Origin of the sequence: Legionella drancourtii LLAP12 (assembly GCF_000162755.2) — a bacterium.
GTDB lineage: Bacteria > Pseudomonadota > Gammaproteobacteria > Legionellales > Legionellaceae > Legionella > Legionella drancourtii.
This window is the reverse complement of the sequence record NZ_JH413832.1, coordinates 86,638-104,655: the sequence shown is the minus strand read 5'-3', so window position 1 is coordinate 104,655 and position 18,018 is coordinate 86,638. Positions and strand designations below refer to the sequence as shown.

Sequence of the window (18,018 nt, the reverse complement as noted above, 5' to 3'; positions counted from 1 at the left end):
CTTGAGCAAGAGCAATATGCAATCAGCGTTCCTTATGCAGTCAGTAAAATGCAGTTTATTACTTCAAAAAACAGTCCCATCAATAACATAGCCGATATAAAAAACAAAAAAATCGGGGTGATTAAGACTACTTTTTATAACTTATTGACCCAATCTTCTTATCATAATGACAATCAGATTATTGCCTATAATTTAGTTTCCGATCTCTTATCTGGTTTAGCACAAAATAAAGTTGATGTTATTGTGCTAAATAACGCTATTGCTTATAGCTTCATCAACAACAATATTTATAACATTAAATTAGTAGGACATGCCATACCATTAGGGGAGGGTTACGGCATTATCGCTCTTTCAGATAAAGAAGCATTAATCACCGAAATAAACAAAGCGATTCTCAGCATAGAAAAAGATGGGACATATACCTCTATTTATCAGAAATATTATGGCCATTAGAGTCAGGGTCTGTTGACCTTTCTACTATCTCTACTATTTGGTCAAAATGAATTGATTTTCTGCGCTCCGATACACGCATACTTAATGTATACTCCGCTTCGGTGCTCGAAAATAAACCCATTTTGGCTCAATCTAGCGAAAGATAAATGACGCTAATTTGATAAAATATGGTAAGATGCAACGCGCAAAATGCCCATAAATAAATCAAATTAGCCTATTTATGAAGCTGACTCTATTTAACTTATTGATAAATAGAAATAATAGTTTTTAAGGATGTTACTAAATTTCCCAAGGAAGATTGTATGAATTCTTTTGGATAAAATAATGATAAAAATATTTCATGAGCTAATTGCCCTGTATGCAGAAGCTTGCAGTACCCCAATTAACGATTTACCTTATGTTATTTGCAATGAACAAAAGCAACAAGAAACACTAGCAAGCTTAACTCAATTGCCAGAAAATGATAAAAGTACCCTTCATGTAGGTTTTTCTGTATGGTTTAACCTAGACATCATTTGCACAACCCGTCCCTTTTATGCGGCTATTTTTGATATCGACCCCGCAGTACATAGTTTTATATATCCATTATTACAATCTTTAATTTTGAATTCAGCCTCAAAAGAAGAGTTTATTTCTCAATTTCTAAAAGTCATCAATGAAAATGAAAATCTTGAGCCCTTTAGTGTTTTTTTAGAAGACCAATTTAAACTCATGCAAAACAATACTCATGGCTTTCTTGCCAGCCAAGACAATTTTAATTACTTGAAAAATATGATTACGGAAGGAAGAGTTTTTTTCGGTAAAGCAAATCTGACAAAGCAAACAGATCTATTGCTTATAGAACAATGGATCATCAACAATGAGTTGGATTTAAAAACCCTTTATCTTTCTAATATTCCGGAATGGATAGTTCAGCAAAGCAAATCTACTTGGGACGAAACCCAAAGAAATATTACTAAATTCATCCATCCCAATATGCAATTAATTGATGCATTTTACCCAACGACGAAGAAAGATGGCTCGGGTCCTCCACAACGCATAACCCAAGGTGAATTACCCAGTTATACAGTGCGAAAAGCCATAAGGAGCGTAACTTCTAGTCCTCAAATGAGTACTCCTAAAAAAAGTCTTAGGAGGTTGTTTATAGAGCAATCGAAAGCTCAAGAAACAAAAGCCCAAATAAGTACTCATAAAAGACGTCTTAGCGAATTACTTGCAGCGCAAATTACTCAAGAAGAGCAAATTACTCAAAAAAACGAATACGCGCGAAAGAAAAAAACGCCCAATACTTCATTTTTTGCATCGGCGCAAACTTCTGACAATGCTCAGCAAAGTGCTAAAAATGGCTCTTCCGTAGGCATATGATATAACCACTTAACGTTTTAGCCCAACCCCTGGTTCATCTATGGGTTCTTCTGGTGGGCTAAAACGGCTCATAACTTGCTCAAAAATTGGGCGCCCATTTCCATTATAATTTGCATCGTCGGGTAATTGGTCTTGCCAATATTGTTGCAACTCAGGAATAGGTAAACTACAAATTAAGACAATAGTTTCATCTTGCTCACAAAGTTGCATCAACTCATCAAAATGTGTTTCACAAAATTTTTTTATCGTTACGGTAATAGGCCTGTCATAGCGACCATGCGCATCGTTTTTTGCATGGAATCCACGTAATTTATTAACAAAATTGCGCGTAGAATGAGAATTATTATTATGCATGTTTTATTATTAAATTTTATTATTAAAATCAGTAAGTTAAATTAAATAACTATGTTTTTCAAGAGAAATATTATATTTATACGCATTGAGGTGATTCGCTGCGCATTATAACGCCAAATTAATAGAGTTATATCCATTAAATAGCGTAGATTCGGGATAAGAGAGCAAAACAGGGTTTATCCTATTCTGATCCATTCGCACTGAAGAACGGTTTTATTCGATCCTTATCCCTAATTCGCGTGAACTTAACATAATTTCGGAAGCTGCTGAGACTTAAGCATCTCATCACAATTGCGCTCAAATTGCTCGCCATGACTTCGCCAGAAATACACAGAGCCTGTTGTGTAGAAAAATCTAATGCCCGTTATAACCGACAAGGCTCTGCCCAAGAAAGCTATCCAACCCCTGTCACGATGTTTTGATAAAGTCTCATGAGCATCACTCAAACCCGTTTGAAACGTTCTAATTTTAGTGCCTTCTGAGGTAGATGAATCCTTCAAAGTATTTAGCAACGCGTTCACTGTTTCTTTTTTCGTCTCAAGAAGAGTCCAAGCACCCGTATTGGGTCTTACTACCATACGTTCAAGATGTTGCAAATATTGCTCGCTCAAATGTAATAATTTTTCAATAGCCGGCAATTTCATTGCTCTGCAATGATCGGTGTAATACTCAGCAGTTAAGTACTGCGCATTATCATTTTTTAACTGCGTTACTTGTGCATCTGTAGGACGTATAATCTCAAAGCCACCAGCAGCATTATGAACTCTCTGGACATAAAGTCTATTCTTAAAATAATGCTCATGATGCTTATTTGCAAATTCAAGTAGCGCTTGCGAAGCCTGCTCACAATCAAAACCATGAATCCATGCAAATGTTACTTTAGGGCGATTATAGGCTTGTTCAAAAGGAGGGGCCGCCCGGTAGTCCCATAAATTGTTATGAGTACTTAAATTAGAAGGAAAGAGAAATCGTGATTCAAATAAATATAAATCAACCGGAGTAAAGTGCTCACGTCGTGTTTGTTGCTGAAGACACTTTTCCTTAGTACGCTTGTACGAATCTGATGAGCACAAAGCGCGGAGAAGCCCCTCATCTCGTAAGTAGCATGCATAATGTAATGCATTATGCCCAGAAGCATCAACAAGACTTACATCGGCTCCGTGATTAATTAAAAACTGGGCTAATTTAAAAAAACCACGTTTAATAGCAAACAATAATGCACTATTTCCACATTGTTGATCAGTCATATTAATAAAGGTCGAAAGATCAGGACGTTTCGCTATTTTCATTGCAAAATGCTCTTCATTTTCATTAATAAAGTGCAACAAAAGGGAATTCTGAAAATCACCATCAATTTTTATTTGACTTAAATCACAACTTAGATCCAAAGCCTGTTTTCGATATACAACATCATTTTCTGTTCTCATTACACTAACCATCCAATAATAATTCATTGTGATTATAAAATAGATTTATTAACAAAAAATTAAATTAGGTTAGGGTCTGTTGCCATTGGCGCTAGATTGAGTCAAGAATTGGTTGATTCTTAGGCACCGAAGCAGAGCATACATCAAGTATGTACGCATCGGAGCACAGAAAGTCTGACTCATTTTGGCCAAGCTAATAGAAAGATCAACAGCCTCTAGTGGAACATGTAAACCAGACTTATAGCCTTTGATTTATCTAAAAACTGGAAAGGAAAAAAATGAGCATCCCAAGTACCTATGATTACAACGACAAGATTCATTGGGATTTATAATTAACTAAAATTCAGCCCACACTTACTTTTTCTTAGTTGGACGTAATTGCTCTAACATCGCTTTTGCAGCCAATTGCTCTGCCTTACGCCGATTAGATCCTTCGCCCTGCGTCACTAATTTTTCCGCTTCAACAGTACAGGTGATATAAAACAACTGCTCATGTTCATCCCCTTCTACTTTAATTAAAGCATATTCAGGAAGGGCGATTTTTTCTGCCTGCAAGTACTCTTGTAATCGAGTCTTAGAATCTTTTAGACAATCGTTTAAATTAGGATCTTCAAGTCTGGAACGATACAACTTCAAAATAACTTCTTTTGCCGCATCCACACCACCGTCAAAAAAGACGGCGGCAAAGACCGCTTCCAGGGCATCAGAAAGAATAGATGCCCGACGAAAACCGCCACTTTTTAATTCACCCTGCCCTAAAAAGAGGAAATCACCCAAATCAAGTTCTCTGGCAATTTCTACCAACATGTCACCACGAACAAGAAACGAACGCAGACGACTAAGATGCCCCTCACTTTGCGAAGGAAAACGATGAAATAGCTCATTAGCAATGACAAAGCTTAAAATGGAATCGCCAAGAAATTCAAAACGCTCGTAGTTTTCACTACCAACGCTGCAATGAGTCAACGCCTGCTTTAAAAAAGCGGGCTTTTCAAAATGATAATCTATGCGACGGCACAGTCTTTCTAAATCAATTTTCACTACCGGTTACAACCTCTTGAGTATCATTAAAATCGAATAATAAGCTTATATTATACAGTAAAGGCCTAACAATCTGATATTTTAGTTTTACTGTAAACTTATTTGTGCCATTGGGTACTATAGTCAATTGATCGGGCTTTAAATTATCCAATCCATTGATCTCTAAATGCTTGTTCAAACGACCACGCAGCACCTCAACATCGCTATATGAATCACCAGTTAAACTGGCAACAGGCACCGCATTTAAACTTTTTATTGATTCAATTATCGAATAATACTGCAGATAAACAGGCACCGCACGCATTACCAAAATTGCCGCTATAATTACTGTCGCCATCGTCAGTAACATGCCAATAAAAGTCATTCCTTGTTGTTTGTGCATCAGAACAATCCTTATTCTTCATTTTGTACTTAGCTTATCGCCAATACATCATCCCCTGAAAGGCACATTACCTGTTTAATTAATCATCTTACCTATTTTAGACCAACGGACATTATCTGTTTTGCCATTCCAGCTCATCCAAACTAAAAAGGCTTTTCCTCTAAAATAAGAATCAGGCACAAATCCCCAAAAACGACTGTCCGCACTATCATCACGATTATCGCCCATCATAAAATAATTACCTTCGGGCACCACCAAATCAAAATCTACAGCGGGAACATCCGTTCTCACAAAAATATCATGAACGACACCATTTAGATTTTCTTTATATTTAGATACCGGCTTTCCAGAACTTTCATCCGTTGTATACTCAACAAAACTCTGTTTTGCTTCTTGGCCATTAATCGTTAGCACTTTATTATGGTAACTAATTTGATCCCCAGGAACACCAATAACGCGTTTAATGTAATCATAGGATGGATCTGGCGGCCAACGAAATACCGCCACTTCGCCGGTTTTCGGATTAGCAACTGAAACTACTTTCTCTTCCACCACAGGAAGCCTAAAACCATAAGCAAATTTATTTACAGCAACAAAATCACCAACCAATAAAGTAGGCTCTAAAGAACCAGAGGGGATACGGAACGGCTCAATCAAAAACGAGCGTAACAGTAAAACCACAAAAAATACCGGGAAAAAGGAACGTGCATATTCAATAATCTTATTTGGATTCTGACCTTCAGTGCGTTTTTTTGCCCAAAATAGCACATCGAGTAGGTAAATAAACCCACTGACAAATGACAGAATAACCAATATTAAAGCAAAATTCATAACTTCATATCCTAATAAATGTTCAACTGAATTTACGTCCCAGCTACTTCTGTTCTAGTGCTCTCGAGAGCCCCACCAGATCCTACTTTTTATCCGATTGGAAAACCGCCATAAAGGCTTCTTGAGGGATTTCTACATGCCCTACTTGCTTCATGCGTTTTTTCCCTGCCTTTTGTTTGTCTAATAATTTTCGTTTACGTGACACGTCACCGCCATAACATTTAGCCGTCACATTTTTACGCAAGGCTTTAACTGTTTGCCGAGCAATGATATGACTTCCTAAGGCAGCTTGAATGGCTACATCAAACATTTGTCGTGGAATTAAATCTTTCATTTTTTCAGCAATGATCTTACCGCGACTGTGCGAAGAAGCTCTATGGACAATAACAGAAAGTGCATCAACACGTTCACTGTTAATTAAAATATCCATTTTTACCAAATCAGCCGGATCAAAACGTAAGAAATTATAATCTAATGAAGCATAGCCTCTACTGACTGACTTTAAGCGATCAAAAAAGTCAGAAACCACTTCACTCATTGGCAAATCATAAGTTACCGAAACCTGACGTCCACTATAAGTCATATTGACTTGCACACCACGCCGCTCGATACACAAATTAATAATGGAACCCAAGTAGTCCTGTGGCACCAATATATTGGCGCGCACAATAGGCTCATACATCTCTTTTATTTGAGTCGCTGGCGGTAAATGAGAAGGGTTATCAATAAGTAAGGTCTCACCTTTTTGCGTCACGATTTGATAAACCACTGTTGGTGCCGTAGAAATCAAATCCAAATTATATTCTCGTTCCAGACGCTCCTGGATGATTTCCATATGCAACATACCCAAAAAGCCACAACGAAAACCAAAACCTAATGCCTCAGAAGATTCGGGTTCATAGAATAAAGAAGCATCGTTAAGACTTAATTTAGCTAAAGCTTCGCGGAATGCTTCAAAATCATCCGCGCTAATCGGGAATAAACCGGCATAAACCTGTGGTTTTACGCGTTGAAAACCGGGTAAAGCACTAGCCGCCTGATTTTTTTCCAGGGTAAGAGTATCACCAACTGGAGCGCCTTGAATTTCTTTAATACCCGCAACAACATAACCAACTTCACCTGCATGCAATGCGTCTAATTTAGTACGTTTCGGGGTAAAAATACCGACCTGATCCACTTCGTAAGAACGACCCGTAGACATAATACGCATCTTATCGCCTTTACGAATCGAGCCATTAACAATACGCACCAAAGAAACAACGCCAAGATAACTATCAAACCATGAGTCAATAATAAGTGCTTGCAAGGGCGCATCCACCTCCCCTTCTGGTGGTGGAATATTTGCAACTAAAGCTTCAAGGACATCTTCAACCCCTATGCCGCTCTTAGCGCTCGTGCGGATAGCATCATGTGCATCAACACCAATAATGTCTTCAATTTCAGAAATAACCCGTTCTGGTTCCGCTTGTGGTAAGTCAATTTTATTAAGTACTGGCAACACTGTGAGCGATTGATCAATTGCCGTATAACACACGGCTACTGTCTGAGCCTCAACCCCTTGCGCGGCATCGACAACTAAGATAGCTCCTTCGCAAGCAGCTAATGATCGCGAAACTTCATAACTAAAATCCACATGCCCTGGTGTATCAATAAAATTCAATAAGTAAATTTTACCATCTTTAGCGGTATAATTTAGTGACACGCACTGAGCTTTAATCGTGATACCTCGCTCACGCTCAATATCCATAGAATCAAGCACTTGCGAGCTCATTTCACGATCAGTTAATCCACCACAGATTTGAATAAATCTATCCGCCAAGGTAGATTTACCATGATCGATATGGGCAATAATTGAAAAGTTGCGAATACGCTTTAAATCACTCAACTCAGATAACCTTTTTGCAAATAGTGCATTTTAGCCTAAATATGCTCTAGCTTAAAGTAATTATAAAAATTTGCTAATGTCTCGCATTTTTAATAAAATTTGTCCTTTCGCCTCACTTATCGGGATGTACCATGCAACGAATGGCCAAGTTGGGTTTTACCGCACTAATACTCTATTTTTTTTCTTGTACAACTTTTGCTGATGCTGCATTTACAAAACGCAAAGACGTACAACTTTTTATCAATAATATGGTAAAAGAGTACCACTTTAATGCCAGACAACTGACCGCAACGCTAAGTCAAGTGAAACTGCAACCGCAAATTATCGAATCCATGGATAAACCCTATGAAAAGAAAAATTGGGATGTTTATCGCGATCTATTTCTTACTCCTGCGCGCTTAAAAGGCGGTATAGACTATTGGGCTGCAAATAGAAAAACACTGGAAGAAGCACAAAAAAAATACGGTGTGCCTGCCGAAATGATTGTAGCGATTCTCGGTGTAGAAACCTTGTATGGTGAGCGTCAAGGTGACAATAGAGTGCTTGATGCATTGGCGACACTTGCCTTTGATTACCCCAAACGTGCCCCCTATTTCAAACATGAATTAAAAGAATATTTGCTACTTTGTCGTGAACATAATGTCCCTGCAACAAAATACAAAGGTTCTTATGCCGGAGCTATAGGCCAACCTCAATTTATGCCAAGCAGTTACAGAAATTTTGCCGTAGACTTTAAGCATAAAGGTCAACGTGATCTGGTAACGAATAATGACGATTCTATTGCAAGTATTGCCAATTACTTCAAAGCTCATGGCTGGCAAACCAATGCAGGTGTTGCGCAACATGCAAAATTGATTGGCAAACGCTATCAATCCATTCAAATGAATCCTAAAAAAGCGAATTATTACTACAATCAATTAACTGCCAATGGCGTAAAACCAGTTACAGCATCCCATAATCATCCTTCACGTGCTGGAGTAATTGAGCTTGTTACTGCGAAAGGAAATGAATATTGGATAGCCTATCCTAATTTCTTTGTGATTACTCGTTACAATTCAAGCCCTCAATATGCGCTTGTCGTTTATTTGTTATCACAACAATTAAAACAACAATGGATTGCCATGAACGCTAAAAAACATAGGGCTTATGCTTAGTGAATACCCTTTTTTTATTCACCAAACATCTGAATGATGAAGGATGTTTTTGTCTGAAGCTTGATGAGGATGGAGCCTTAAGTGCTCCGCCTGCACAGCGCAGTTTTGCTGACATTCAAATATTACAAAAAGAATGTAATACGCTAGTTATTGAAACGAGTGCGAATGCCAGTCTTCTAAATCTTGAATTACCCTGGCTTCCCGATAGAAAAGCGCGCGTTGCTATCCCTTATGCCCTGGAAGATAAACTGGCTCAATCGGTTGATGAGCTTCATTTTGCTTTTGATAAGGTACGCTACCAAAACAATCAGTATCTGATTACCATTATCGATAAACAACGACTGCGCTACATCATGCAATTGCTTGGTGAAAAAGAAATTGCCTTTACGGCAATCACTTTAGATTGGTTTGCTCTAGAGCCTGCTGAGTTATGTGTTAGTGAATCAACACTACTCGTTAACGCCGATGATTTTAAAGGTGCTCTCTCCGGTGATCTGGCCCAGAGCTATATTAAAAACCATCCGACATATCAACCGCTCTTATTTTCAGATAGCCAGATACAGCAAAATGCTGAGCTAGCTAAGAGCCAAGAAACCTCCTATTTCTGGATTGCACAACGAATTTTGCAATCCAGATTAATGAACATTTGCCAAGGTGAAATGCTCCACGGCAATAAGTCAGACTTGATTAAAAAAGGATATCAACTAGCCGGCGTGCTTTTTGGTCTTTGGTTGGTATCACTGATTTTGGTTAATGCAATAAACTTACATTTTGTGAATAAACAAACAGCACAAATTGATGAGCAAATTGCCGTTATTTACCGTGAATTTTTTCCAGGTGCCAAACAAATAATTAGTCCTAAATTCCGTATTGACCAATTGTTAAAAGGTAATAAGAGCGAAGAGCAAGTACGCTTTTGGTTTTTACTCAATCAATTTTCCAAGGTAATAAACAGTGAGCAATTCACTTTGGAACAACTTCATTATCAAAATAAAACATTATCCGTTACACTAATCAGTTCTGATTTTGCAAGCTTGGAAAAATTGGAGAATCAATTAAAAAAATCACAACTTAATGTCAAGCAAACGCAAGCATCTACTCGTGAGCAACAAGTTGTCGCTACCCTGGAGTTAACGTGAAAGCTTATTTAAGTACACTCAACGAAAGAGAAAAATGGATGCTTATAGGCGCAGTTTTATGTCTTATTCTCTATTGTTACTATTTATTTTTATATACGCCATTAAGCCATCAGGTAACTCAGAAATCCACACAGTTAGTTGAAAAAATCGCTACTTTGGATTGGATGAAAAAAGTAAGGCAGCAAAATCACAAATCCAAAACAAAAGAAACGGTTGATAACAGTCAGTTACTGACTATTTTGGCCACACAGCTTAAAGAAGATTCTACGCTGAAATTTCCTTATCAATTGCAACAAACTGGCTCAGGTGATATCCAACTCACCTTTGATACAGTTGCCTTTAATTTGTTTATTGCCTGGTTAGAAAAAATCAATAAGCGCTATGCCATCAATTTGAAACAATTTAATGCGGAACGTACCCCAACTCCTGGAGTAGTGCATGTGATGGTTTTACTAAGTGCAGCAACGTAGTACTGAAATATTAAGAAAAAAAGCTCTTTGCTCCTCTCCCAACCCGTTCACATTTATACCATCTCGGATCCTTGCGCCAAGACTGGCAAGGATTCAAGACAGCGCTGAAGCGCTTCCTTAGCCCGAACGGATCGAGGATAGACAAGGTTAAATTCCTTAACCTGACGGCTATGAACTTTAGCATAGCCTAACTCTAGCGATGCTCCTTCCCCAATTACTGCTGAACACTACTCCAATTTCTCACCGTAGCACTGCTTTTAATCTCGGGAGGCAAAGCATTCAAAGCTTTTTGTGCATCAGCTGCGCTGTTGAATGTACCATAAACACCACGATAATAATCTTTACCATCACGTTGTACCTTCACTTGAGCCATGCGATCTTTTTTAGGGGTTTTATAAAGTGTTTGCGCTACTTTTGAAGCCTTGTCCCCTTCTGCTAACTCAATCGTATAACCTTGAGGATTTTGGCTGCTTACCCAGGTTTGATCGCGATCTTGGAATGAAACAGGTGGCCTCATGTCGCCGACATGATAAGAGTCCGGTACAACAACGTCCTGCTTTGGTCGCGTACTCTCATAATATTTGTAATTATAATTATAATTTGGCATATTATAAGTATTACGCATGTAAGCTTGGCTATCATAGTAAGAAGCATAAGCAGGGTAATTCAAACTAGTACCCGTACTGTCATCCATCATGGCACAGGAAGACAGGCCTAAAGCACAGAGTCCGACTACGGCGAATTTAATATTATTATTCATTATTATTCCCCTGAGTTATAACTGTTCTTATTTACAGTTATCTACTAAATTCAAAAAAACTTTAGCGGTTTATGTTGTTTAAGCATAAAGTATGGCTTACAGTTACTCTTTTTATTATGTTTATGGCAAAATTTTATGTGGACTCACCGACGCTCAGGGCAAACCAATCAACGAGGGACTCAAGATCATCGCGATCCTTATGAGCGAGATCGGACTCGGGTTATTCATTGCCCTTCTTTTCGCCGATTACAAAGAAAGACCCAAATATTAGGCACCGACGAAGGTGATTTTCACCGAACTCGTCTTACTCACTCGCTGGAAGTTGATTCAATAGGACGCAGCATAGTTCGTAATCTGATGATTAATCAAGAGCAACATACAATCTTAACCGGGTTATTACCTAATGATGATTTAATTTCAGTTATTTGCTTACTCCACGATATAGGTCACCCCCCTTTTGGCCATGGTGGAGAAGTGGCATTGAATTACATGATGCGTCATTATGGTGGTTTTGAAGGAAATGGACAAACGCTACGCTTATTGACCAAAGTCGAAAGCAGTTATGGCGCGTTTGGCTTGGATTTAACTCGGCGAGCTCTACTTGGTGTATTAAAATACCCAGTAAAACGTTCGAGTGTACTCGCCCCCAAACAACCGCCTGTTCACGAATCCATTCATAAAACCATCAAAGTTAATGATTGGCTGCCACCTAAAGCTTATTTTGATTGCGAACAACCCGAGGTGGATTGGTTATTATCTCCCTTTTCAACTCAAGACAGAGAGTTATTTCAATCATTGGCGCAAATGCCGCAAAATACAAAAGCAGGAAAAGCGGCCTATCATAGTTTTGATTGCTCGATCATGGATACTGCAGATGACATAGCTTATGGTGTTCATGACTTAGAAGATGCCATTCACTTACGCCTTATTAACCAGTCTCATTTAGATACTCCGGAATTTAGGCAATTATTAGGTGATACGGTGTTGGCAATTCATCAGGATCGCATAATAGACTCATTATTTTCTCAAGACCCCTATTTAAGAAAACAAACTATTGGGGAAATGGTTAATTATTTTATTACCTCAACACAAATAATGGTAACTAATGAAGCGTTTGAAAATAATTTATTTAAATTCAACCTCACCTTAATTCCTGAAGCCGCTGCTCTTTTGCATTATTTAATGCAGTGTATTTATCATAATGTCATTGATTCACAAGAAGCACGTACTTTTGAGTATGGTGGGCAAACTGTGGTATTGCGCTTATTTGATGCCATTAGTTCCAATCCAGGCAGTCTCTTAGATAATAAAAACCGCATTTTATTCAAACAAGCTGAAGATGAGACAGCAGCGTATCGCGTCGTTTGTGATTATTTGGCGAATATGACGGATGAATATGCTTATCGCATGCATGAGCGTTTGTTTGGCTTTAATACGCGAACTATTTTTGAACGCTTATAAATAACGTTGTTTTATCCCGAATCAAACTTATAAAGACAGTATTTAACGATAAGTAGGTTGGGTCGTTGACCTGAAGGATCGCCCCGTTTTTTTGTTCATAATGGGCATTTTCATCCTCGGAGTGAATTAGAGTCCAATCGACAGGGGTGTCAATTTTTTTTTCTAATGATTTGGCATCCCCAATATAAGAAGGATAAAACGCGTCTGTGCTTAATAAGATAAAGCTTTATTAAGTTTGATTGATTAGAATTAAGAATTACCCAAGATTTACTATGAAATGGTGCGTATAGAAGTGAGCTCATTAAGCCAAAAATGGCGTCCCCAAGGGGGTTCGAACCCCTGTTACCGCCGTGAAAGGGCAGTGTCCTAGGCCGCTAGACGATGGGGACCTAGATGTTTTATCTTACTACATTGTACTACTTATTCTTTACTACTTCAAACACCAAAAATGGCGTCCCCAAGGGGGTTCGAACCCCTGTTACCGCCGTGAAAGGGCAGTGTCCTAGGCCACTAGACGATGGGGACCCTAGACGTTTTTACCCATCAACATGCAACGATGTTGATGGTGGAGCTAGGCGGGATCGAACCGCCGACCTCTTGCATGCCATGCAAGCGCTCTCCCAGCTGAGCTATAACCCCTAAATAAGGCTCGCATTGTAATGACCAGCCCTGCCTCTGTCAAGCAGTTTTTTATTTTTTTAGCGCCTATGTTAAATTTTATATATCCTTGTAAAATTTATTGCATTTATGCACTTATTAAGTGTCAATGAAACTGTGGATTGGACTTTAGCCAATTTTAAATTGAAAACAAATCAATGCTTCGCGTGTTTTTTTCTGACTCTTCTAGTCTCGGTGTCGATTTTGCATTAATTCTGCCGGCCACTGCGACCGGGTAGGCACGGTGGTTAGCCACCTTGAGGAAGTGAAAACCGCAGATCGCACACTATCGCGTTAAAACCAGAACCGTCTCCCGGTCTGACTTATTGATAGCATGTTTTAGAAAAAGGATGCTAAATGGCATATATCATCCCAATATTACATCTACATATACTGCAAAATTTTTTCATTTTTTTAAATCAATAGACTTGTTTTGCTCGCTTAAGTTTGATTTAATCCTCCCGTGTTTCATATATAGTACCTATGGATAAAATGTAAGCTTGCATTGGTTTTTGTTGATGCAAGAAGGATTACTGCAAGTTAGCACTAATGGAAAGGGATGATGTCTAACGATTTAGCTATCTATTTAAGCAAACAATTACTGTGGCATGCCTTATTGATTGCCGCCCCTGTCGTTCTAGTCGCCCTAATTAGTGGTTTGCTTATCTCAATACTTCAAGTTGTCACGCAAATCCAAGATTCTAGTTTAAGTTTTGTCCCCAAAATTTTGGCCGTAGTACTGATGCTCATGCTTTGTGGGAGCTGGATGTTGCATTCATTGGTTGAGTTTGCGCAACATATCTTTGTAAGCATTCCTGGGGCGATAAAACCATGACCATCTCCCTGCCCTGGCTGACTAGCTTATTTTTCATCACAATTCGCTTAGGCACTGTACTCCTGTTCACCCCCATTCAAGCAATACGTCAGCTGCCGATTCATGCACGCCTAATCCTTATTTTCACCTTGAGCATGCTGCTGGCTAACTACGTCCCGCAAAAATCAGAGCTAAGCAATAATGCCATTCTCTTTGGTGGTCTTGCCGAATTTGCTAATGGCTTAATTTTAGCTACTAGCCTGTATGCCGCCTTTGCCATATTTCAAATAGCAGGACAACTCATTGATAGTGAAACAGGATACAATGCTACCGCCGTTTTTAATCCCAGTGAACACAGCCAGGAACCATTAACCAGTCATTTATTATCCATGCTGGCGGTCTTATTCTTTTTTAGTTTGGATGGGCATCAGTGGTTATTTAAAGGCCTGGCTTATTCTTTTATCATTATTCCACCGGGAACCTTAAGCTTATTCGCGGGTTTCACACCGGTAATTAAGCAATTTAGCTTTATGTTTAGCATGGCCTTTATGATCGCAAGCCCCATCATCATTGCCCTGCTTGCTCTCGATTTATGTGGCGCCCTGATTACCCGTAATATGCCACAAGTCAGCACCTACTTTCTTACCTTACCCATAAAAATACTGTTCGGTTTATTTTTATTATTCATGATGTTAAATTACATCAATCCTCTAACCACTACCGTATTTTCACAATGTTTTCACACTTGGCAGGAAATTATGTCATGAGTGAAAAAACAGAAAAGGCAACGCCTTATAAATTACAAAAAGCCAAAGAAAAAGGACAAGTTAGCAAAAGCGCTGAATTGACAACCTGTATTTCATTGTTGGTACTGTTAGGCATGATGAGCGCCCTATGGCCCAAGCAGTTACATGAAATTCAAGAAATGCTGCGCCATATTCTTTATCTTGCGGCACAAATGCAATTTAGTCTGGATAACATCAACCATTTACACCAATTTATCCTAATGCAACTCCTCCATCAGTGGCTTCCTTTTGCCTTAGCTGGTGTCCTGGCCATTATCCTTGCTAATTTGACCCAATCGGGAATCGTGTGGTCGACTACGCCACTTGTTCCTGATTTTAAGCGCTTAAATATCGTGCAAGGATTTAAAAAACTATTTTCCATAAAAACCTGTTTTGAAGCGGCAAAAAGTACCCTGAAATTGATGAGTACGTTTATTTTCTTATTTTTTGCATTCAAGCATCAACTTACCAATATTTTACCATTAGCCTTAACACCTACCGCTCAGCATCCAGGCCTTATGATGCATTTTTTATTAAGCCTTATTTTTCAATTGCTCCTTTTACTCTCACTGCTGGCAGTCCTTGATAAATTTTATACGCGTTGGAAATTTGCTAAAGACCAACGCATGAGCAAACAAGAAGTTAAAGATGAGTACAAACAGCGAGAAGGCGATCCGAAAATAAAATCGAAGATCAAACAGTTGCAACAACAATTACGCCAAAAAACAGCCTCATTAAAACAAGTTAAAACAGCCGATGTAATCATTACCAACCCCACTCATTTAGCCATCGCTTTAAAATACGATCGTACCAGCATGCCCGCACCTAAAGTGGTCTGTAAAGCACAAGGTGAAATGGTGTCGCAAGTGAAAGAATTGGCGAGAAAACATGGCGTTCCCATCATCGAGAATAAAAGCTTTGCCCGCCTGCTTTATCATTCTGTTGAGCTCAATCAATGGATCAATAAAGAACTCTATCCCTTTGCAGCTGCCATTTTCAAAGAAATTTATGCGCGTCGGAGGAAGGAGCAATGAAAACAAACTTCTTCAGCAACAGCAGCGAAATGATTATGATTGCTTTTGCCACGAGTATCCTCTTTATTTTATTTATACCGATTCCGGCCGAACTTTTGGATTTATTGCTGATCATTAATTTCAGCTGGGCATTAACTATTTTACTGTTAACTTTTTACACCGATAAACCCTTAAGTTTTTCGACCTTTCCTGCCCTCTTACTAATTTCCACCCTATTTCGGCTGGCACTTAATATTTCAGCAACGCGGCTAATTTTATCTGATGCCCATGCCGGTAAAGTAATTGAAGCCATGGGGCATTATGTTATTCATGGCAATTACGTCATGGGTTTAGTGGTCTTTTTAATCCTGATTATTGTACAATTTATCGTAGTAACCAATGGGGCTCAACGCGTTGCGGAAGTCGCGGCACGTTTTACTTTAGACAGTATGCCCGGCAAACAAATGAGTATTGATGCCGATTTGAATATGGGCAGTATTTCGCAAGATGAAGCGAAATTCCGACGTGCACAAATTGAAAAAGAAGCTAATTTTTATGGGGCCATGGATGGCGCCAGTAAATTTGTTAAAGGCGATGCGATTGCCGGAATCCTCATCATCTTAGTGGACATCATCGGTGGCTTTGCCATTGGTTTATTGCAAAAAGGATTTAGCTTATCCGAGTCAATTCAGACCTATACCTTGCTTACAGTTGGCGATGGTTTAGTGACCCAGATCCCCGCCTTAATTATTTCCACGGCCACCGGGATCATCGTCACTCGAGCGGCAACGGATGCCCATTTAGGTTCAGAAGTTGCCAAACAAATTAGCGCCTACCCCAAAAGCTTAATGTTGGTTTGTTTGAGCCTAAGCTGTCTTTTATTTTTAAAGGGGATTCCTCTTGTCCCTGTACTGCTCATTTTAGGACTCTTCGTTTTAATTACTTTTTTTGCCATGAAGGCAAATAAAGAAGAAATTGCCGAAGCCGAAGAAGAAAATTTATACGATAAAATTCGTATTCATCCCATTGAAATTAATCTAAATAAAGAACTATATACCACCTTATTAGCCCATGAAGAACAGATACTCCGCGTTGTTCAGCAAATTCGCGAACGCATTGCCTTTGATTTGGGTTTTGTTTTACCGGAAGTGAAAATAAAAAATGATAAAAAACTAAACTACCCCTTGTACCAAATTGCCATACAAGGCAATTCTTCCGGTACCAATCCACTGCATATGGATAAGGTATTGGCCATTTTTTCTGCGCGTAATAAAAATAAGGACCAGGCCTTAATTACTGGATTAGAAGTACGTGACCCCAGTTATGGTTTACCTGCTTGCTGGATAGAGCCGCAGAATAAACATGAAGCAACTGATGCAGGTTATACGATTTGCGAACCAATAACTGTATTAACGACTCACCTTAATGAACTCATTCATGCCCATGTTGCTGAGCTCTTAACTCGCGAAGAAACAGAAAAACTATTGCTTCAACCCGGGATAAAAGCCCTAAGCGAAGAACTAATCCCAGCGCTTCTGCCCTTAAGTCATGTTCAACGTATCCTGCAAATCTTATTGCAAGAAAAGGTTTCCATCCGCCATTTGCAACAAATTATGGAGTTATTACTGGAACATGCCAAACAAATGCCAGATCCTGTTCAGCTTACCGAACTGGTCAGAGCAGGCTTAGCGATGCCTATTTGCCAAAAACTATTAGGCAATCAAAACAATTTATATGTACTCACGCTAGAAGCATCGCTGGAACAAAAGCTAAACCAAAGTATTAGCGCTAAAGATTATTTAGCACTGGAACCCAAGGTCACAGAAAACTTAATTACATCCTTGGCAAATCAGGTCGAACAAATGTTAGGCGAACGTAAGCGCCCTATTTTGCTGTGTTCACCCATGCTAAGAAGACACATAAAACAATTAACACAAAGAGTGATTCCTCACCTGACGGTGCTGGCTATGAGTGAAATTCCCATCACTATTCAGGTGGAGTCTTTTGGTATCGTGAAATAAGGAAAT

Annotated in this window: 17 protein-coding genes and 3 tRNA genes; 10 read left to right on the top strand and 10 right to left on the bottom strand. The window is 39.0% G+C overall.

Features of this window, described 5'->3' with window-relative positions:
* Nucleotides 1-453 (top strand): transporter substrate-binding domain-containing protein (locus tag LDG_RS11820; RefSeq protein ID WP_148263574.1); only part of this gene is annotated, 453 nt, incomplete at its 5' end.
* Nucleotides 454-777: 324 nt separating this feature from the next.
* On the top strand, nt 778-1,818 hold the full coding sequence (locus tag LDG_RS11815; RefSeq protein ID WP_006871611.1) for an LIC_10091 family protein: 1,041 nt from the start codon (nt 778-780) through the stop codon (nt 1,816-1,818).
* 9 nt (nt 1,819-1,827) lie between these two features.
* Here the strand turns inward: LDG_RS11815 and LDG_RS11810 are convergent, their stop codons facing one another.
* The 6 genes from LDG_RS11810 to lepA form a co-directional block, all read right to left on the bottom strand.
* Entirely contained in the window at nt 1,828-2,172 is a 345-nt protein-coding gene (locus tag LDG_RS11810; RefSeq protein ID WP_006871610.1) for a hypothetical protein, read from the bottom strand.
* A 245-nt stretch (nt 2,173-2,417) separates the two neighbouring features.
* Nucleotides 2,418-3,599, bottom strand: coding sequence for an ankyrin repeat domain-containing protein (locus LDG_RS11805; RefSeq protein WP_158307884.1), 1,182 nt, complete (start codon nt 3,597-3,599; stop codon nt 2,418-2,420).
* Between the two features lie 354 nt (nt 3,600-3,953).
* Complete coding sequence (gene rnc / locus LDG_RS11800) at nt 3,954-4,640, bottom strand: ribonuclease III (RefSeq protein WP_006871608.1); 687 nt, start codon at nt 4,638-4,640, stop codon at nt 3,954-3,956.
* Nucleotides 4,630-5,022, bottom strand: coding sequence for a DUF4845 domain-containing protein (locus tag LDG_RS11795; protein WP_006871607.1), 393 nt, complete (start codon nt 5,020-5,022; stop codon nt 4,630-4,632). Before LDG_RS11795 ends, rnc begins: the two co-directional genes overlap by 11 nt.
* Nucleotides 5,023-5,097: 75 nt before the next feature.
* Nucleotides 5,098-5,853 carry a signal peptidase I gene (lepB, locus tag LDG_RS11790; protein ID WP_006871606.1) on the bottom strand — a complete coding sequence of 252 codons (756 nt, stop codon included), beginning with the start codon at nt 5,851-5,853 and terminating at the stop codon, nt 5,098-5,100.
* An 82-nt stretch (nt 5,854-5,935) separates the two neighbouring features.
* A complete protein-coding gene (gene lepA / locus LDG_RS11785; RefSeq protein ID WP_006871605.1) occupies nt 5,936-7,738 on the bottom strand; it encodes a translation elongation factor 4 in 1,803 nt (600 codons plus the stop codon).
* Between the two features lie 131 nt (nt 7,739-7,869).
* Between lepA and mltB the strand changes: the two genes are divergently transcribed.
* From mltB to lspM, 3 genes are read left to right on the top strand one after another with little or no spacing between them, the layout of a single operon-like run.
* Nucleotides 7,870-8,892 carry a lytic murein transglycosylase B gene (gene mltB / locus LDG_RS11780; RefSeq protein WP_006871604.1) on the top strand — a complete coding sequence of 341 codons (1,023 nt, stop codon included), beginning with the start codon at nt 7,870-7,872 and terminating at the stop codon, nt 8,890-8,892.
* On the top strand, nt 8,892-10,031 hold the full coding sequence (gene gspL / locus LDG_RS11775; RefSeq protein WP_006871603.1) for a type II secretion system protein GspL: 1,140 nt from the start codon (nt 8,892-8,894) through the stop codon (nt 10,029-10,031). The genes mltB and gspL overlap by 1 nt, the downstream gene beginning before the upstream one ends.
* The gene (lspM, locus tag LDG_RS11770) at nt 10,028-10,501 is read left to right on the top strand and encodes a GspM family type II secretion system protein LspM (RefSeq protein WP_006871602.1); all 474 of its coding nucleotides are present in this window, start codon (nt 10,028-10,030) and stop codon (nt 10,499-10,501) included. The genes gspL and lspM overlap by 4 nt, the downstream gene beginning before the upstream one ends.
* Before the next feature lie 214 nt (nt 10,502-10,715).
* Here the strand turns inward: lspM and LDG_RS11765 are convergent, their stop codons facing one another.
* Complete coding sequence (locus tag LDG_RS11765) at nt 10,716-11,261, bottom strand: SPOR domain-containing protein (RefSeq protein WP_040535620.1); 546 nt, start codon at nt 11,259-11,261, stop codon at nt 10,716-10,718.
* Between the two features lie 135 nt (nt 11,262-11,396).
* On the opposite strand from LDG_RS11765, the gene LDG_RS11760 reads away from it, so the two are divergent.
* Nucleotides 11,397-12,722, top strand: a complete 1,326-nt coding sequence (locus LDG_RS11760) for an anti-phage deoxyguanosine triphosphatase (RefSeq protein WP_006871599.1) — start codon at nt 11,397-11,399, stop codon at nt 12,720-12,722.
* Nucleotides 12,723-13,035: 313 nt separating this feature from the next.
* Here the strand turns inward: LDG_RS11760 and LDG_RS11755 are convergent.
* The 3 genes from LDG_RS11755 to LDG_RS11745 form a co-directional block, all read right to left on the bottom strand.
* Nucleotides 13,036-13,111 (bottom strand) — tRNA-Glu (locus LDG_RS11755).
* Between the two features lie 60 nt (nt 13,112-13,171).
* Nucleotides 13,172-13,247 (bottom strand) — tRNA-Glu (locus LDG_RS11750).
* Nucleotides 13,248-13,285: 38 nt separating this feature from the next.
* Nucleotides 13,286-13,361, bottom strand: a tRNA-Ala gene (locus LDG_RS11745).
* A 577-nt stretch (nt 13,362-13,938) separates the two neighbouring features.
* Here LDG_RS11745 and fliQ point away from each other — a divergent pair.
* The 4 genes from fliQ to LDG_RS11725 are packed head-to-tail and all read left to right on the top strand — an operon-like array spanning nt 13,939 to nt 18,012.
* A complete protein-coding gene (gene fliQ / locus LDG_RS11740; RefSeq protein ID WP_407635275.1) occupies nt 13,939-14,214 on the top strand; it encodes a flagellar biosynthesis protein FliQ in 276 nt (91 codons plus the stop codon).
* Nucleotides 14,211-14,960, top strand: a complete 750-nt coding sequence (locus LDG_RS11735; protein ID WP_006871597.1) for a flagellar biosynthetic protein FliR — start codon at nt 14,211-14,213, stop codon at nt 14,958-14,960. Before fliQ ends, LDG_RS11735 begins: the two co-directional genes overlap by 4 nt.
* Nucleotides 14,957-16,012: an EscU/YscU/HrcU family type III secretion system export apparatus switch protein gene (locus LDG_RS11730; RefSeq protein ID WP_006871596.1), complete on the top strand. Its 1,056-nt coding sequence runs from the start codon at nt 14,957-14,959 to the stop codon at nt 16,010-16,012. Before LDG_RS11735 ends, LDG_RS11730 begins: the two co-directional genes overlap by 4 nt.
* Nucleotides 16,009-18,012 (top strand): flagellar biosynthesis protein FlhA, encoded by a 2,004-nt coding sequence (locus LDG_RS11725; protein ID WP_040535616.1) that lies wholly within the window; start codon nt 16,009-16,011, stop codon nt 18,010-18,012. The genes LDG_RS11730 and LDG_RS11725 overlap by 4 nt, the downstream gene beginning before the upstream one ends.
* Nucleotides 18,013-18,018 lie beyond the last annotated feature (6 nt).

Excerpts from the sequence above, each read along its gene's own strand:
- fliQ (WP_407635275.1), top strand. The coding sequence starts at position 13,939 with ATGATGTCTAACGATTTAGCTATCTATTTAAGCAAACAATTACTGTGG.
- LDG_RS11815 (WP_006871611.1), top strand. The coding sequence starts at position 778 with ATGATAAAAATATTTCATGAGCTAATTGCCCTGTATGCAGAAGCTTGC.
- lepB (WP_006871606.1), bottom strand. The coding sequence starts at position 5,853 with ATGAATTTTGCTTTAATATTGGTTATTCTGTCATTTGTCAGTGGGTTT.
- mltB (WP_006871604.1), top strand. The coding sequence starts at position 7,870 with ATGCAACGAATGGCCAAGTTGGGTTTTACCGCACTAATACTCTATTTT.
- LDG_RS11760 (WP_006871599.1), top strand. The coding sequence starts at position 11,397 with ATGTGGACTCACCGACGCTCAGGGCAAACCAATCAACGAGGGACTCAA.
- LDG_RS11795 (WP_006871607.1), bottom strand. The coding sequence starts at position 5,022 with ATGCACAAACAACAAGGAATGACTTTTATTGGCATGTTACTGACGATG.
- LDG_RS11730 (WP_006871596.1), top strand. The coding sequence starts at position 14,957 with ATGAGTGAAAAAACAGAAAAGGCAACGCCTTATAAATTACAAAAAGCC.
- LDG_RS11735 (WP_006871597.1), top strand. The coding sequence starts at position 14,211 with ATGACCATCTCCCTGCCCTGGCTGACTAGCTTATTTTTCATCACAATT.
- LDG_RS11765 (WP_040535620.1), bottom strand. The coding sequence starts at position 11,261 with ATGAATAATAATATTAAATTCGCCGTAGTCGGACTCTGTGCTTTAGGC.
- LDG_RS11725 (WP_040535616.1), top strand. The coding sequence starts at position 16,009 with ATGAAAACAAACTTCTTCAGCAACAGCAGCGAAATGATTATGATTGCT.
- LDG_RS11810 (WP_006871610.1), bottom strand. The coding sequence starts at position 2,172 with ATGCATAATAATAATTCTCATTCTACGCGCAATTTTGTTAATAAATTA.
- LDG_RS11805 (WP_158307884.1), bottom strand. The coding sequence starts at position 3,599 with ATGAGAACAGAAAATGATGTTGTATATCGAAAACAGGCTTTGGATCTA.